This window comes from Corynebacterium frankenforstense DSM 45800 (assembly GCF_001941485.1).
In the GTDB taxonomy this organism is placed as follows: Bacteria; Actinomycetota; Actinomycetes; order Mycobacteriales; family Mycobacteriaceae; genus Corynebacterium; species Corynebacterium frankenforstense.
Genome location: NZ_CP009247.1, coordinates 2,565,347 through 2,581,094, shown reverse-complemented (window position 1 = coordinate 2,581,094; position 15,748 = coordinate 2,565,347). Strand labels below are relative to the sequence as shown.

The 15,748-nt window shown below is 71.2% G+C and carries 12 protein-coding genes; 3 read left to right on the top strand and 9 right to left on the bottom strand.

What is annotated here, in order from left to right; all coding sequences use genetic code 11:
* Positions 1-299: 299 nt before the first annotated feature.
* The 7 genes from trpA to CFRA_RS11200 form a co-directional block, all read right to left on the bottom strand.
* Complete coding sequence (trpA, locus tag CFRA_RS11230) at positions 300-1,166, bottom strand: tryptophan synthase subunit alpha (RefSeq protein WP_075664733.1); 867 nt, start codon at positions 1,164-1,166, stop codon at positions 300-302.
* Positions 1,163-2,392: a tryptophan synthase subunit beta gene (gene trpB, locus CFRA_RS11225; protein WP_075664732.1), complete on the bottom strand. Its 1,230-nt coding sequence runs from the start codon at positions 2,390-2,392 to the stop codon at positions 1,163-1,165. The genes trpA and trpB overlap by 4 nt, the downstream gene beginning before the upstream one ends.
* A gap of 123 nt (positions 2,393-2,515) precedes the next feature.
* The gene (gene trpCF, locus CFRA_RS11220; protein WP_075664731.1) at positions 2,516-4,036 is read right to left on the bottom strand and encodes a bifunctional indole-3-glycerol-phosphate synthase TrpC/phosphoribosylanthranilate isomerase TrpF; all 1,521 of its coding nucleotides are present in this window, start codon (positions 4,034-4,036) and stop codon (positions 2,516-2,518) included.
* The gene (trpD, locus tag CFRA_RS11215; protein WP_075664730.1) at positions 4,026-5,054 is read right to left on the bottom strand and encodes an anthranilate phosphoribosyltransferase; all 1,029 of its coding nucleotides are present in this window, start codon (positions 5,052-5,054) and stop codon (positions 4,026-4,028) included. The genes trpCF and trpD overlap by 11 nt, the downstream gene beginning before the upstream one ends.
* Before the next feature lie 58 nt (positions 5,055-5,112).
* Complete coding sequence (locus CFRA_RS11210) at positions 5,113-5,778, bottom strand: glutamine amidotransferase-related protein (RefSeq protein ID WP_075664729.1); 666 nt, start codon at positions 5,776-5,778, stop codon at positions 5,113-5,115.
* Positions 5,775-7,319 carry an anthranilate synthase component 1 gene (locus tag CFRA_RS11205; RefSeq protein ID WP_075664728.1) on the bottom strand — a complete coding sequence of 515 codons (1,545 nt, stop codon included), beginning with the start codon at positions 7,317-7,319 and terminating at the stop codon, positions 5,775-5,777. Before CFRA_RS11205 ends, CFRA_RS11210 begins: the two co-directional genes overlap by 4 nt.
* A 257-nt stretch (positions 7,320-7,576) precedes the next feature.
* Positions 7,577-7,996 (bottom strand): SdpI family protein, encoded by a 420-nt coding sequence (locus CFRA_RS11200; protein WP_075664727.1) that lies wholly within the window; start codon positions 7,994-7,996, stop codon positions 7,577-7,579.
* A gap of 389 nt (positions 7,997-8,385) precedes the next feature.
* Here CFRA_RS11200 and CFRA_RS11195 point away from each other — a divergent pair, with 389 nt between their 5' ends.
* A complete protein-coding gene (locus CFRA_RS11195; protein WP_075664726.1) occupies positions 8,386-9,624 on the top strand; it encodes a dicarboxylate/amino acid:cation symporter in 1,239 nt (412 codons plus the stop codon).
* A gap of 157 nt (positions 9,625-9,781) precedes the next feature.
* Here the strand turns inward: CFRA_RS11195 and CFRA_RS11190 are convergent, their stop codons facing one another.
* On the bottom strand, positions 9,782-11,089 hold the full coding sequence (locus tag CFRA_RS11190; RefSeq protein ID WP_075664725.1) for an alpha-hydroxy acid oxidase: 1,308 nt from the start codon (positions 11,087-11,089) through the stop codon (positions 9,782-9,784).
* A gap of 236 nt (positions 11,090-11,325) precedes the next feature.
* Between CFRA_RS11190 and leuS the strand changes: the two genes are divergently transcribed.
* Together leuS and CFRA_RS11180 are read left to right on the top strand one after the other, a co-directional pair.
* Positions 11,326-14,175 carry a leucine--tRNA ligase gene (gene leuS, locus CFRA_RS11185; protein WP_075664724.1) on the top strand — a complete coding sequence of 950 codons (2,850 nt, stop codon included), beginning with the start codon at positions 11,326-11,328 and terminating at the stop codon, positions 14,173-14,175.
* A 10-nt stretch (positions 14,176-14,185) separates the two neighbouring features.
* The gene (locus tag CFRA_RS11180) at positions 14,186-14,980 is read left to right on the top strand and encodes a DUF364 domain-containing protein (protein ID WP_075664723.1); all 795 of its coding nucleotides are present in this window, start codon (positions 14,186-14,188) and stop codon (positions 14,978-14,980) included.
* A gap of 103 nt (positions 14,981-15,083) precedes the next feature.
* On the opposite strand, the gene CFRA_RS11175 is transcribed toward CFRA_RS11180, so the two are convergent.
* Positions 15,084-15,638 carry a hypothetical protein gene (locus CFRA_RS11175; RefSeq protein WP_075664722.1) on the bottom strand — a complete coding sequence of 185 codons (555 nt, stop codon included), beginning with the start codon at positions 15,636-15,638 and terminating at the stop codon, positions 15,084-15,086.
* Positions 15,639-15,748: the final 110 nt, after the last annotated feature.

Below are 15,748 nucleotides of genomic sequence, written 5' to 3'. Positions count from 1 at the left end.
TCCCCCGCCAAAGCCATTGACGAGCCCATTACCCTCCCACGCCGGCGCCTCGCTCGTCGCCTTCGGGCGAGGCGATTTCACTCCCTGACCCGTCTGGTGCGGTGCCGCTCCCTGGCTGGAGGCAAGGGCATTCGTGACGGACTGCGACCCTCCCCGAAACGCCGAAGAGCCCCGAGGTTTCACGTGAAACCTCGGGGCTGACCGGCGCCTAGAAGGCGGCGTCGAACGCGTCCCGGCACCGACGGCAGCGCTCCGGCGGCCGCAGCGGCGAACCGGCGCCCCGGTGGCGAAGCCCGCACCTACTCGGCGCGCGTTGCCGCCTTCATCGCGGAGACGTACTCACGCAGCTCCTTGGCGAGCGCGTCCCAGTCGCCGACCTTCATGGCCGGCACGTCGTGCAGCGAGTGCGACTCGCGGGAGTCCTCCACCAGGTGCTCGGCCACGATGTTCGTGATCGCCGAGCCGGTGATGGCTCCCGAGGCGCCCGAGGCGATGACCTCGCGCACGTGCTCCGGGCGGGAGATGCCGAAGCCGACGAGAACCGGCGGGGCGCCGGCGGCCTTGAGCTCGTCGATCACGGCGTCCAGGCCGGAGTTCGTGGCCTCCAGCTCGGTACCCGTGACACCGTCGCGGGAGATCGCGTAGACGTAGCCGGAGGACTGCGTGGCGACGTCCTCGAGGATCGCGCCGCTGGCGTGCGCCGGGGCGATGAAGACGGTGTCGACGCCAGCGGCGTGCGCCGCCGGGACGAACGGACCGGACTCGCGCAGCGGGACGTCGGGAAGCAGCACGGAGTCCGCCCCGGCCTCGTGGAACTCGCGGTAGAAGTTGTCCAGGCCGCGCGTGACGGGGACATTGCCGTAGACCAGCATTCCGATGGGCAGGTCCGGGAACTCCGCGCGGATGGTGCGGATCTCCTCGAGCACCTCCTCCACGGTCGAGCCCCCGGCGAGCGCACGGGTGTGGGAGGCCTGGATGGTCGGGCCGTCGGCACTCGGGTCGGAGAAGGGGACGCCGAGCTCCAGAGCGTCGGCACCCGCGGCGACGACCTCGCGCACGATGCGCAGCGAGTCCTCGACGGAGGGGTCGGTGGCCATCACGAAGGGGACGAAGGCCCCCTCGCCACGCTCGGCCAGCGCGGCGAACAGATCGGTGTAGCGGGTCATCGGTTCTCCTTGTAGACGAGTTCGGGGTGCTCCTCGAGGGTGCGGCGCACGTGGGCGACGTCCTTGTCGCCGCGGCCCGACAGGGAGACCAGGATGTTGAGCTCCTCGGTGGCGGTCTTGGCGCGCTTGAGCGCGTAGGCCAGCGCGTGGGAGGACTCGAGGGCCGGGATGATGCCCTCCTTCAGGGAGAGCAGCTGGAAGGCCTCGAGGGCCTCGGCGTCGGTGATGCCGACGTAGGTCGCGCGCCCGCTCTCGGAGAGGTAGGCGTGCTGCGGGCCCACGCCCGGGTAGTCCAGGCCGGCCGAGATCGAGTAGGACTCGTCGATCTGGCCGTCCGCCGAACGCATCACGTAGGACCGTGCGCCGTGCAGGACACCGATCTGCCCGTTGTTGATCGTGGCACCGTGCTTGCCGGAGTCCAGGCCCGCTCCCCCGGGCTCGGTGCCGACAAGCTCGACGGACTCGTCGTCGATGAAGTCCGCGAACATACCGATGGCGTTCGAGCCGCCGCCGACGCAGGCGACCACGACGTCGGGAAGCCGACCGGTGCTCTCGAGCATCTGGGCGCGCGCCTCCTCGGAGATCACACGGTGGAACTCACGCACGATCGTCGGGAACGGGTGCGGGCCGGCGGCGGTGCCGAGCAGGTAGTGCGTGTCGTGGAAGGTGGCGGTCCAGTCGCGCAGCGCCTCGTTGACGGCGTCCTTGAGCGTGCCGGAGCCGGTGTCGACGGGCACGACCTTCGCGCCGTGCAGCTGCATGCGGTAGACGTTCGGCTGCTGGCGCTCGACGTCCTTGGCGCCCATGTAGATCACGCACTCCATGCCGAGCAGCGCGCAGGCGAGCGCGGTGGCGGTGCCGTGCTGGCCGGCGCCGGTCTCGGCGATGATGCGGTGCTTGCCCATCTTCTTGGCCAGCAGGATCTGTCCGATGACCTGGTTGGTCTTGTGGGCGCCGCCGTGGACGAGGTCCTCGCGCTTGAGGTAGATGTTCGCCGGGCCGTCTAGCGGCAGGTTACGGCAGCGCGTGATCGGGGTGGGTCGACCGAGGTACTCGCGCAGCAGGCCGCGGTACTCGGCCATGAACTCCTCGTCCTCGAGCGCCTCGACGAAGGTGCGCTCGAGCTGGTCGAGAGCGGGGATGAGGGCCTCGCCGACGAACTGGCCGCCGAACTGGCCGAAGTAAGCCGGCAGAAGCGTCTTTCCGCCGATCGTCCGTTCAGTCATGGTGTTCTCTCTGTCTCGTGGTGTGTGGTTCTAAGTAAGTGGTGTGTTTCGCGTGGGTGCGGTGCCGGGCCCGATCGCGGCGCGGCCCTGGGCGACCGCGCGGCGTCGACGGTTCCGTCGCTCTCAGGCGCGGCGCCCGCGGATGATTTCCGACGCCGCGCGCAGGCGTGCGGCGTCCTTGTAACCGGCCCAGGATCCCGCGTCCTCGCCGTACTCGAAACCGGAGTTGAGGTCGACACCGGCGCAGCCGGCCTCGAGCGCCTCGGCGAGGTTCCCGGGGTTCAGACCCCCGGCGAGCAGTGCGTGGGCCTTGACGTCGTCGGGGATGGCGGACCAGTCGAAGGCCGAGCCGGTGCCGCCGTCGCCGGAGTCGAGGACTAGGCGGTCGACCTCGCCGACGAGCGCGGCGGCGGTCTCGGCGGGGGTCGCGGCCGCGGCACCGGCCTCAGCGTGGGCAGCGCCGGTGCCCGCGCCGGCACCGGCCGGGTTCTCCCCCGCCGGGCTCATGGACACGGCGCGCCAGATCTCCACGCCCTCGGGCAGCTCGGCGCGCACCGAGGCGATGAACTCCTTCTCCGCCTCGATGGAGCCCTGGTACGGCGCGTGCAGCTGCGCGGCGTCGACACCGGTCTCGCGGACCAGCTCGCCCCAGCCGGATGTTTCACGTGAAACGGCGGCGAAGCGCAGACCCGGCTCGGCGGCGATGATCTCCTTCGCGGTTTCACGTGAAACATTGCGCGGGGAGCCCTCCGCGAAGACGAGTCCGCCCCACGTCGCCCCGCAGGCGCGGGCCACCTGGGCGGCGGTCTTGGTGCGCAGGCCGCAGACCTTCACGGTGCCGAAGACGAGCTCGCGGGCCGCGAGGTCGATGTCCGGCTGCGAGGTCAGCTGCGAGCCGACCAGGAACGCGTCCGCGTGGCTCAGTGAGCGCACGGTCCGGTTGTCCCGGATGCCGCTCTCGGCGACGATGACCGCGCCCTCGGGCACCAGCGGCGCCAGGCGGGCCGAGCGCGACAGGTCGATCGAGAGGTCGTTGAGGTCGCGGTGGTTGACGCCGAAGATCTTCGCGCCGAGCGTGGTCGCGCGGGCGACCTGCTCCTCGCTGATGACCTCCGTGAGCACGTCCAGGCCGAGACGGTCGGCCTCGGCTGAGAGCCGGGCGTACTCCTCGTCGGAGAGCACGGAGAGCATCAGCAGGATCGCGTCGGCGCCGAAGTAGCGCGCGGCGTGGATCTGCACCTCGTCGACGATGAAGTCCTTGCACAGCACCGGCAGGTGCGTGGACGCGGACACGGTCGCCAGGTGGTCGTAGTCGCCGCCGAACCGCTCCGGCTCGCACAGCACGGAGATGCCGGCGGCGTAGCGCGAGTAGATCCGCGCGATGTCGCCGGGGTGGTAGTCCTCGCGGATCATCCCGAGCGACGGCGAGGAGGACTTGCACTCCATGATGAAGCCGGCGCCGGGCTGCGAGAGCGAGTCGAAGAGCGAGCGCGTCGAGCGCGGCAGCGTCTCCGGGTCCACGTGGGAGATGCGCGCACGGATCTCCGGCAGGTGGGTGCGCCGGGAGGCGACGATGCCCTCGAGCACCGTCGGCAGCGCCCCTCCCCCGCCGCCGTGCGCGGCGTCGGTCGAATCAGTTCGCATAGTCGGCCTCCTCGTGCTTGTGCAGCCAGGCGTTGACCTCGCCGGAGTCCATGAGGCCCAGCGCCTTGTCCACGCCGGCGCGCAGGGACTCCGCGGCGTCGGAGATGTAGAACATGCAACCGGCGGAGGCGGCGATCGCGGCGCGGTGCGCGGCCGGGCCGGAGCCGTCGAAGGCGGCGTAGAGGTGCCTGGCGTTCTCGGCGCCGTCGCCGCCGACCATCTCGGCCAGATCGTAGGTGTCCAGGCCCAGGTCGCCCGGCGTGATCTCGTACTCCTTGATCTCACCGTCACGGGTGAGCTCCCAGACCTGCGTCGGGCCCCACACGGCGACCTCGTCGGTGCCGGCGCCGTGGACGACCATCGCGCGGCCGCGGCCCAGGTCGCGGAAGACCTCGGCGATCATGCGGCCGACCTTCGGGTTGGCCACGCCCATGATCTGGAACTCGGGGCGCGCCGGGGAGAGCACGGGGCCCAGGGTGTTGAAGAGGGTGGGCACCTTCAGGGCGCGGCGCACCGGCTGCACGTGCGAGACGGCCGGGTTGTAGGCCGGCGCGAAGAGGAAGGTGAAGTTCGAGGCCTCGAACTGGCGCACCGCGCGGTCCGGGTCGAGGTCCAGCGGGATGTTCATCGCCTCGAGCACGTCCGCCGAGCCCGACTTGGAGCTGACCGAACGGTTGCCGCACTTGATCATCTTCGTGCCGCCCGCGGCCGCGACCAGCGAGGCGCCGGTGGTGATGTTGATCGTGTTCTTGCCGTCGCCGCCGGTGCCGGCGGTGTCGAGGATGCCCTCGCCGGTGATCGGGAAGGGACGGCCGGCCTCGATGAAGGCGCGGGCCGCACCCAGCAGGTCGGCGTAGGTCTCACCGCGGGTGCGGATCATGGTCAGCAGCGCGGCGATGTGCACCTCGTCGTAGTCGCCGACGGTCAGCGGCGTGAAGACGGAGCGCGCCTCCTCGACGGTCGGATCGGGGTTGTCCAGGTACTTGACGAGTGCGTTCAGTGCGCTCTGGGAGGTCATTGTCTTGTGCGTCCTTGTCTGTTTCGTGTGGGTTGCAGTCTTGCTTGCCGACGCCGCGTCAGTCGCCGTCGCCGGTGGTGTCGCCGCCCGCGTCGTGGGCTGCGTCGTGGGCCGTGCCGTGGCCTGTGCCGTCCGCGAGGCGGGCGATGCACCGGTTGAGCAGTACCGGCCCGTCGGGGCTCAGCAGCGACTCCGGGTGGAACTGCAGGCCGATGGCGTTCGCGCTCTCCCCCGCCATGACGACGGGTCCGGTCTCGGAGCGGCAGTAGCCCAGGGCGGTCATGCCCTCGGGCATCCCGGTGGTGCCCAGCGAGTGGTAGCGGGCCACCGGGACGTGGCGCCCGGTGGCCGGGTCGGCCAGGCCCGCGAAGAGCGGCGAGGCGGCGCCCTCGTCGGTGAGCACCATGTCGTCGGTGATGCCGTGGACCGGCCCGCAGGCCGCCACGGTGCCGCCGTGGTACTCGAGCAGCGCCTGGAAGCCGAGGCAGATGCCGAGCACGGGCACCTGCGTGGCGTCGGCACGCGCGATGACGTCCATCAGGCAGCCGGCCTCACGCGGGTGGCCGGGCCCGGGCGAGGCGACGATCAGGTCGGGCTCGAGGGCGAAGACCTCGTCGACGGACACGGTGTTGCGCACGACCACGGTCTCGTGGGTGGCGGCGAGCGTGTCGACGAGGTTGTAGACGAAGGAGTCGCGGTTGTCCACGACGACGACCCGGCTCATCGGATCACCTCCAGTTCCTTGTTCTGGGCCTCGGCCAGCGCGTGCAGCACCGCGTAGGCCTTGTGCAGGGTCTCGTCCGCCTCGGCCTGGGGGTCGGAGTCGCGGACCACGCCCGCGCCGGCCTGGACGGTGGCGACGCCGTCCTGGACGAACGCGGAGCGGATGACGATGCAGGTGTCCATGTCGCCGGCACCGTCGAGGTAGCCCACGGCCCCGCCGTAGGAGCCGCGGCGCACGCCCTCGGCCTCGCGGAGCAGCTCGCTGGCGCGCAGCTTCGGCGCGCCGGTCAACGTGCCCATGTTCATGCAGGCGCGGTAGGCGTCCAGGGCGTCCAGCCCCTCGGCCAGGGTGCCGGCGACCTTGGAGACCAGGTGCATGACCGCCGAGTAGCGGTCCACGTCCATCAACCCGATGACCTTGCGGGTACCGGGCTCGCAGACGCGCGCGACGTCGTTACGCGCCAGATCGACGAGCATGGTGTGCTCGGCGAGCTCCTTGGCGTCGGTGCGCAGCGTGAGCTCGTTGCGGATGTCCAGCTCGTCGGTGGCGCCGCGCGGGCGGGTGCCGGCGATCGGGTAGATCCGCAGGGTGCGGTCGGCCGCGGTGTACTTCAGATTCGACTCGGGCGAGGCGCCGAAGAGCTCGAAGGGCCGGTCGGTCGCCCCGCGCAGGTAGAACATGTACGGGCTGGGATTCTCGGCGCGCAGGCGGCGGTAGGCGGCGAAGGCGTCGGGGCACTCCGTGGTGAAGGCGCGGGCGGGCACGACCTGGTAGATGTCGCCGGAGTAGATGTTGCCCTTGAGGCGCTCGACGGCCGCGCGGAACTCGGCGTCGGACTGCGTCGCGCGCGCCGGGAGGGTGCCGGCGTGGCCGCGCTCCCCCGCCGTGGCCTGCGCGGTGACGGCCGGGTCGTCGGCCGTCGCGGCGTCGGGGGCGTCGGTGAAGCCCTCGGCGAGGCGGGCCAGGCGGTCGAGCTCGGCGTCGAGGCGGTCCTTCTCCCCGTCGCCGTAGGCGAGGGCGTAGATGCGCGCCGAGTTGTCCCGGTGGTTGATCTCGAGGACGATCTCGGCGAGCAGGAACTGGTAGTCGGGGAACGTGTTGGGGCCGTCGGGGACCTCGGGCAGCTCCTCGAAGGTGCCCAGGTAGTCGAAGGCGAAGCCGCCGACGAGCAGGCCGCCGGAGTTCTGCAGGCGGCGCAGCGGCTCGACGGTGCTCGCCGCGGTGAGGCGCTCGCGCTCGTCGGCGGCGGTCGAGGCCGGGAAGGTGTAGCCGCCGGCGTCGATCTTCGCGGGGGTCTCGGCGAGCTCCTCGTCGAGACCGGCGTGGCGGGCGGTGCCGCCGGCGGAGAACTCCTCGACGGTGACGCGGTCGCCCGTGCAGGTCAGGCGCAGCGAGGAGGCCAGGATCCCGAGCGAGGAGATGCCGGAGCGGGTGGTGATGTCTGCGCTCTCGAGGAGCGCGGTGGTCGGTGCGGTGGCGCCGCCGAGGTGGGCGAAGAGCCCGGAGGCGTCTTCTCGGTAGGCGACGGTGCGTTCCAGCACGGTCGGTTGTGGTGCGGGCAACGGCGGACCTTTCTCACGTCGTCAGTTCGGGTCTGTGCGGCTCGGGCGGCCCGGATACGACGAAACGGCCCGCCGGATGATGCGTGCGAGCCGTGGAAGGTGTGGGTGCAACAGGGTGCAGGAAATCGGTGGCCCGCCGGTTAAGCGCGCCACCACCACTGCTGAAGAATGTTGCTCACGGGAAAGAGGATAGACCCCCGGTGTGCCGTGTGCAACACCGGGGGTGACGGGGTGGATCAGTCGTCCGCGCGCTTGGCGGCGCGGCGCAGGGCGTCCAGGTCGACCTTCGGGGTGTCGTCGGTGCTCTCCTCGGCGATGCGGCGCGCGTCGAGGGCGGCGACGGTGTGCGCTCCCCTGCCGGCGCCCGCACCGATCGCCGCGACCGCGCCGACGACGAGGGCCACGGGGACGATCCACCCCCAGCCGCTGACGATGGAGCTGAAGGCGGCGGCGAAGGCGAGCAGCACGCCGGCGAAGACCCACATGGGCCCGGCGATGCGGTGGGCGGTGACCCACAAGTCCTTCGAGCGGCGTACCTCGGGCACGCGCAGGCCGATCACGGAGTTGCCGGGCAGCCTGCCGGTCCATGCCAGGGCCCCGACGATCAGGACGGCGACGGCGAGGACGGCGAGGACTACGGTGACGGCGATGCTCATGGTCGTGATCTTACGGGTCACGCCGGTGGGCCCGGCTCTCGGGCGGACGGGCGCCAAGGTGGCCCGGGGCGGCCGATGAGCCGCCGGAGAGGACGGAGGAAGCACCGGTCGGTGGACCTTTGAATAGCGTCACTGTGGCGATATGTGCGAAAGGGGCGCCGCACGCGAGCCCGGCCGTCGGTGCGCGGGAGCAGCCCGGGTGGCAGACGGGAGTCGGCCGGGACTCGACCAGGAGAACCGCCCGACCCGTCCGGGGGCGACGTCCGGGGGCGGCGGTCCAGCACCGATGGCGGATTCCCGCAGGACGCCGAGTAGTCTCTTAGCCACCGCACAACGAACCGTGCGAGTATCCCAAGTCATTTCAACCACCCGAGAAAGCACTTCCCGCCATGGATCTCAAGCGCCTCTCACAGTCGTTGCTCTTCCGCGTGGTCGTCGCGATCATCCTCGCGGTCATCTGCAGCCGGTTCTTCCCCGAGGGGCTGGCCCGCGTCTTCGCCACGTTCAACGGACTGTTCGGCAACTTCCTCAGCTTCTTCGTCCCCGTCCTCATCTTCGCGCTGATCACCCCGGCCATCGCTGGCCTGGGCCGCGGCGCGGGTAAGTGGCTGGCGATCACCACGGGCATCGCCTACACATCGACGATCCTCTCGGGTTTCCTGGCCTACGCCCTCGCGCGTGGGGTCTACCCGGCGATGCTCGGCGGCCAGTCCGTCGCCGAGAACGTCGCCGACGTCTCCGACGGTGAGCTCGAGCCCTTCTTCAGCATCGAGATGCCGCCGCCCTTCGAGGTCATGACGGCCCTGCTGCTCGCCTTCTGCGTCGGCGTGGCCATGACCGTGGTCAAGTCCGACACGCTCTACGCGGCCAGCCGCGAGCTCGAGCGCGTGGTCATGAAGGTCATCTCGGCCTTCGTCGTCCCGCTACTGCCGCTGTTCATCTTCGGCATGTTCCTCGGCCTCGGCATGAACGACAACCTGCTGGACACCTTCGTCCTCTTCGGCAAGGTGCTGCTGCTGTCGATCGCCATGACCGTCGTGTACCTGATCTTCCAGTTCGTCGTCGCGGGCATGGTCGCCGGGGTCAACCCGTTCAAGGCGCTGGTGAACATGCTGCCGGCCTACGCGACCGCGCTGGGCACCGCCTCGTCCGCCGCGACCATCCCGGTCACGCTGCGCTCCACGCTGAAGAACAACGTCGACGCCAACGTCGCCGGCTTCACCGTGCCGCTCTGCGCGACGATCCACCTCGCCGGCTCGATGATGAAGATCATGCTCTTCGCCTTCGCCATCGTGTTCATGGCGGACATCGACGTCTCCGTCGGCCTGGCCATCGGCTTCGTGCTCATGCTCGGCATCACCATGATCGCCGCGCCCGGCGTGCCCGGCGGCGCGATCATGGCCGCCGTCGGCCTGCTCGGCTCGATGCTCGGCTTCGACGACAACCAGATCGCCCTGATGATCGCGGCCTACATCGCGATCGACTCCTTCGGCACCGCCGCCAACGTCACCGGCGACGGCGCGATCGCCCTGATCGTCGACCGCTTCGCCCGCGGCAAGATCAGGGCCGCCCGCCCCGAGGAGTCCGTCGCCGCGGACCTCGAGATCGAGGGCGCGGAGAAGGCTTAAGCCCGCTCCCCCCTCCCCCGCGCACGGCAGCGCCCCCGCACCGAGTGGTGCGGGGGCGTTTCGCTTGCCGACGCCGCGTCGGTCACCGTGGGAGCACGGGTGGCGCCGTGGGCGCACGGGCGCGGCGACGCCGCGCCGCGCGGCGTCGGAAAGCGCCCTAGCGGCGGGCGCGCTCGTACTCGCGCGCGGCGGTGCGCCAGTCCAGGTCGACGTGCTCCGGGGTCAGCGCGTGGATCGAGTCCACGCCCATCAGCCCCAGGGCGCGCTCCATCTCGTTGCGGAAGATCTCCAGCGCGTGGGAGACGCCCTCGGCGCCGGCGGCCATCAGCCCGTAGAGGTAGGCGCGGCCGATGAGCACGGCGTCGGCACCCAGCGCGCAGGCGGCGACGACGTCGGCACCCGACATCACCCCGGTGTCCAGCAGGATCGTGGCGTCCTCGCCGAGCGCCTCGCGCGTCTGCGGCAGCGTGTAGAGCGGCACCGGGGCGCGGTCGAGCTGGCGGCCGCCGTGGTTGGACAGCACCACGCCGTCCATGCCCTCGTCCATGCAGCGCACGGCGTCCTCGGTGGTCTGGATGCCCTTGACCAGCAGCGGGCCGTCCCAGTTGCGGCGCAGCCAGGCCAGGTCCTCGAAGTTGAGGGTGCGGTCGAAGAGCTTGCCGATCTCCGAGAAGGACTTCAGTCCCCCGCCGACGTTGGCGAAGCCGAGCGGCTCGGTGCTCAGGAAGTTCAGCCACCACTCCGGGCGGTAGGAGGCGTCCAGGAAGGTCTTCCACGTCAGCTGCGGCGGGAAGGTCATGCCGTTGCGGGTGTCGCGGTGGCGCGCGCCGGTGACCGGGCAGTCGACGGTGACCATCAGCGCGGTGAATCCGGCCTCCTTCGCGCGGCGCATCAGGTCCTCGGAGAGCCCGCGGCCCTCGGCCTTGGTCAGGTAGAGCTGGAACCAGTGGGCGCCCTCGGGGGCGGCCTGCCGGACCTCCTCGATGGTGGCGGTGCCCATGGTCGACAGGGTGAAGGCGACGCCGGCCTTGGCCGCGGCGCGCGAGCCGCCGACCTCGCCCTCGGCGTGCATCATGCGGGTGAAGCCCGTCGGAGCGATGGCCAGCGGCATCGACAGCTTCGAGCCCATCACGGTGGTCTCCAGGGTGATGTCCTCGACGTTGCGCAGCACGCCCGGGCGGAAGGACAGCTCCTCGTAGGCGGTGCGCGAGCGGGCCAGCGAGAGCTCGCGCTCGGCGGCGCCGTCGACGTACTCGAAGGGGCCCTTCGGGGTGCGCCGGCGGGCGATGCGGCGCAGGTCCCAGATGTCGGCGGCCTTCTTCAGGCGGTCGGCGCGACGGTCCGAGCTGGGCAGCTCGAGGTGCAGGTAGCCGGCGATGTCCGCCAGGGCGGGCAGCCGGTGGGTCAGGGGCGCCAGGCGCTTCGCCGTGGCGGGCTTGGGCGCGGGGTTCTGCGAGGTGGGCATGGGCGGGACTTTCTGTCGGGTTATCGGTACGACACGTCTGACGTTACCGGCCGCGTCAAGGGTCCCCGCCGTCGACTTCCGACGCCGCGTCGCTCACCGCGGGCGGGTGCGGGGCGCGGCGTGGCCGGCCGGGCGCGTCCCGGGCGGGGCGCGCCGCGGGCGGGTGAGGGGCGCGCCGACGCCGCGCCCCGGGACGTCGGCAAGCACGCAGGACACGCCGACTAGACTGTGTCAGCATGGAAACGCCGAGCACCCCCGCCCACCGCTACACCGCGGAGCTGGCCAACGAGATCGAGAAGCGCTGGCAGCAGTTCTGGACCGACAACGGCACCTTCGACGCGCCGAACCCCGTCGGCGACCTCGCGCCGGCCGACGGCAAGCTCCCGGAAGACAAGCTCTTCGTCCAGGACATGTTCCCGTACCCCTCGGGCGCGGGCCTGCACGTGGGCCACCCCCTCGGCTACATCGCCACCGACGTCTACGCCCGCTACAACCGCATGCTGGGCAAGAACGTCCTGCACACCCTGGGCTACGACGCCTTCGGCCTGCCCGCCGAGCAGTACGCCATCCAGACCGGCACCCACCCGCGCACCACCACGATGGCCAACATCGAGAACATGCGCCGCCAGCTGGGCGCCCTGGGCCTCGGCCACGACCAGCGCCGCAGCGTGGCCACCACGGACCCGGAGTTCTACCGCTGGACGCAGTGGATCTTCCTGAAGATCTACAACTCCTGGTTCGACGCCGAGCGGCAGAAGGCCCGCCCCGTCGACGAGCTGATCCCGCTGCTCGAGAGCGGCGAGATGCCGCTGCCCGAGGGCTTCGAGGGCCCCTACAGCGAGCTCTCCCGCCTCGACCAGCAGCGCGTCGTCGACGAGTTCCGCCTGGTCTACCGCGCGAACTCGACGGTCAACTGGTGCCCGGGGCTGGGCACGGTGCTCGCCAACGAGGAGGTCACCGCCGAGGGCCGCTCCGAGCGCGGCAACTTCCCCGTCTTCCGCCGCCGCCTGAGCCAGTGGATGATGCGCATCACCGCCTACGCCGACCGCCTCATCGACGACCTCGACCTGCTCGACTGGCCCGAGAAGGTCAAGACGATGCAGCGCAACTGGATCGGCCGCTCCCACGGCGCCGACGTCACCTTCGACGTCGCCGGCAACGACGTCACCGTCTTCACCACCCGCCCCGACACCCTCTTCGGCGCGACCTACATGGTGCTCGCCCCCGAGCACGAGCTTGTCGACGCCCTGGTGGCCGACGCCGGCGCGTACGGGGACGTCGACGGGCGCTGGACCTACGGCTGCGCCACGCCGGCCGAGGCCGTGGCGGCCTACCGCCGCGACATCGCCGCCAAGTCCGACCTGGAGCGCCAGGAGAACAAGGAGAAGACCGGCGTCTTCCTCGGCGTCTACGGCACCAACCCCGTCAGCGGAGCCCAGGTCCCGGTCTTCATCGCCGACTACGTGCTCACCGGCTACGGCACCGGCGCGATCATGGCCGTGCCGGCCCACGACGAGCGCGACTACGAGTTCGCCCACGTCTTCGGCCTGCCGGTGATCGAGGTGCTCTCCGGCGGCGACATCGACAAGGAGGCCTTCGTCGGCGACGGCCCGCACGTCAACTCCGCCAACGACTCCGGGCTGGACCTCAACGGCCTGGGCAAGGCCGACGCGATCGCGAAGGTGACCGCCTGGCTCGAGGAGCAGGGCACCGGCGCGACGAAGGTGCAGTACAAGCTGCGCGACTGGCTCTTCGCCCGCCAGCGCTACTGGGGTGAGCCCTTCCCGGTGGTCTACGACTCCGAGGGGGTGGCCCACGCGCTGCCTGAGTCGATGCTGCCGGTCGAGCTGCCCGAGGTCGCCGACTACACCCCGCCGACCTTCGACCCCGACGACGCCGAGAGCGAGCCGCACCCGCCGCTGGCCAAGGAGAAGGACTGGGTCACCGTCGAGCTCGACCTCGGCGACGGCCCGCAGACCTACCGGCGCGACACCAACGTCATGCCGCAGTGGGCCGGTTCCTCCTGGTACCAGCTGCGCTACATCGACCCGACGAACTCCGAGGCCTTCTGCGACCTGGAGAATGAGCGCTACTGGACCGGCCCGCGTCCCGCGGAGCACGGGCCCGAGGACCCGGGCGGCGTGGACCTCTACGTCGGCGGCGTGGAGCACGCGGTGCTGCACCTGCTCTACTCGCGCTTCTGGCACAAGGTGCTCTTCGACCTGGGTTACGTCAGCTCGAAGGAGCCCTACCGCCGCCTGTACAACCAGGGCTACATCCAGGCCTACGCCTACACCGACTCCCGCGGCGTCTACGTCCCGGCCGCCGAGGTCGAGGAGCGCGACGGCAAGTTCTACCGCGACGGCGAAGAGGTCAACCGCGAGTACGGCAAGATGGGCAAGTCGCTGAAGAACGCGGTGGCCCCCGACGACATCTGCCGCGACTACGGTGCGGACACCCTGCGCGTCTACGAGATGTCGATGGGCCCGCTGGACACCTCGCGGCCCTGGGCGACCAAGGACGTCGTCGGTGCGCACCGCTTCCTGCAGCGCACCTGGCGCCTGGTGGTCAACGAGGACACCGGCGCCGCGCAGCTCTCCGACGCGGAGCCGACCGAGGACGACCTCAAGGCGCTGCACCGCACCGTCGCCGGCGTGCGCGAGGACTACGAGCACCTGCGCGACAACACCGTGGTGGCCAAGCTCATCGAGTACGTCAACCACCTGACCAAGGCCTACCCGGACGACGTGCCGCGCGAGCTGGTCACCCCGCTGGTGCTCATGCTCGCCCCGCTGGCGCCGCACCTGGCCGAGGAGCTGTGGCGCCTGCTCGGCCACGACGAGACCGTCGCCTACGAGCACTTCCCCGAGTTCGACGAGAAGTGGCTGGTCGACGACGAGGTCGAGCTGCCGGTGCAGATCAACGGCAAGGTGCGTGCGCGCATCATGGTCGCCGCCGACGCCTCGAAGGAGGACGCGGTGGCCGCCGCGAAGGCGGACGCCAAGATCGCCGGCCACCTCGAGGGCAAGACCGTGGTCAAGGAGATCGTCGTGCCCGGCCGCATGGTCAACCTCGTGGTGAAGTGAGTCTGAACCGGTGAGCTCGAACCCCTGGGCCCTCTACGAGGAACTCGCCGCGGGCGTGCCGGCCGACCTGACCGTCAAGGACTACCAGGTCGCCGGCCGCTGGGCGTGGGTCGAGGCCTCCGACGGACAGGTCGGCATGGCCGCGGTGTACCCGGGCGACGGGCGGCCGGTGTCCTTCAACTCGATGGACGGCCTGTTCGGGCTGCCGCTGCGCGAGGCCGCCGGGCTGGCGAAGTCCTGGAACTTCACCGAGGCCGGCATCGGTGTGGCCGCGATGAACGCCTGGTACAACCACCCGGACCGCGGGGGTGCCGTGGGCACCGACGTCGCCGAGCTCAACCCGGGCCGTGCCGCGCGGGTGCTCGGCCGCTCGCACGGGGACTCCTTCCGCGTCTTCCGCGACCGCGTCGCCGGGCGCAAGGTCGTCGTGGTCGGCCACTTCCCGGGCCTCGAGGAGATGCTCGCCCCGGTCTGCGACCTGGCGATCCTGGAGCGCCACCCGCAGCGCGGCGACTACCCGGACTCGGCCTGCGAGTTTCTGCTGCCCCGGGCGGACTGGGTCTTCATCACCGGCTCGGCGCTGGTCAACAAGACGATGCCGCGGCTGCTCGAGCTCGCCGGGCCCGCGATGACCGCGGTGGTCGGGCCGAGCACCCCGATGACCGGGCTGCTCTACGACCACGGCGTGGACGTGCTCTCGGGCTTCCTGCCGACCGACTGCGAGCGGCTGACCGTCAGCCTGCGCGGCATCGGCGGCGGGCGGCGGTTCAACTACGGCCGGCAGGTCAACCGCGCGAAGGAGTAGGGCCGGCCGGTCCGGATCCCGGGCCAGGACCAGCTGGCCCGATCCCGGTCCCACTCCCCCGCCCGGCCAGGGGCCTGGGCCCTCGGGGCCGGCCCCGGACCCGTCAGAGCGTCCCCGCGACGTCGGGGATGAAGAGGGACGCCAGCACCAGCAGCACCACGACCACCCCGGCGACGATCCCCCACCGGCGCTTCTCCAGCAGCGGCAGCTCGGAGTCGGGGCGGGCGAAGAGCTCCTTCTCGTCGGCGGTCAGCAGCGCCCAGTCCTCGGTGTAGGCGTCGCGGCGGCGGGCCCACTCGGCGACGTGCCGGGTGTCGCGTCGGTTGCACCACAGCCAGTAGGCGCCCGGCACCGCGAAGACCAGGAAGTAGAAGATCGACGCGATCCAGCTGTTGACGGCCTCGGACTGCGGGTACTCGCCGGACACTCCCCCGCCGCCGACGAGCATGACCGCTCCCATGACCACCGCACCCCACGCGGCGACGCGCTTCCAGCCGGCGGGTCGGTAGGCGCGCAGGCGGGCGGCGGCCTCCCCGGCGCTGACCGGGGCGGTCGAGTCGGCACCGCCCTTCTCGAAGTGGCGGTCGTTGTACTCGACGTAGGCGGCCGCCGGATCCTCGTCGTCCCGCGCCGCGCCGTCTGCATCCCTGGTGCTCATACCCGAAGGCTACCGGTCCCCCGCGGCACGGAGAACCGCAGATCTCGCCGCCGCGCACGTCCGTTCGAATCGGCGCGCCCCGCAGGCCACCACGACCGGCCCCGTCATCA

Coding starts and splice junctions, on each gene's coding strand:
- trpA (WP_075664733.1), bottom strand. CDS start 1,166: ATGACCCGCTACACCGATCTGTTCGCCGCGCTGGCCGAGCGTGGCGAG.
- trpB (WP_075664732.1), bottom strand. CDS start 2,392: ATGACTGAACGGACGATCGGCGGAAAGACGCTTCTGCCGGCTTACTTC.
- trpCF (WP_075664731.1), bottom strand. CDS start 4,036: ATGCGAACTGATTCGACCGACGCCGCGCACGGCGGCGGGGGAGGGGCG.
- trpD (WP_075664730.1), bottom strand. CDS start 5,054: ATGACCTCCCAGAGCGCACTGAACGCACTCGTCAAGTACCTGGACAAC.
- CFRA_RS11210 (WP_075664729.1), bottom strand. CDS start 5,778: ATGAGCCGGGTCGTCGTCGTGGACAACCGCGACTCCTTCGTCTACAAC.
- CFRA_RS11200 (WP_075664727.1), bottom strand. CDS start 7,996: ATGAGCATCGCCGTCACCGTAGTCCTCGCCGTCCTCGCCGTCGCCGTC.
- CFRA_RS11195 (WP_075664726.1), top strand. CDS start 8,386: ATGGATCTCAAGCGCCTCTCACAGTCGTTGCTCTTCCGCGTGGTCGTC.
- CFRA_RS11190 (WP_075664725.1), bottom strand. CDS start 11,089: ATGCCCACCTCGCAGAACCCCGCGCCCAAGCCCGCCACGGCGAAGCGC.
- leuS (WP_075664724.1), top strand. CDS start 11,326: ATGGAAACGCCGAGCACCCCCGCCCACCGCTACACCGCGGAGCTGGCC.
- CFRA_RS11175 (WP_075664722.1), bottom strand. CDS start 15,638: ATGAGCACCAGGGATGCAGACGGCGCGGCGCGGGACGACGAGGATCCG.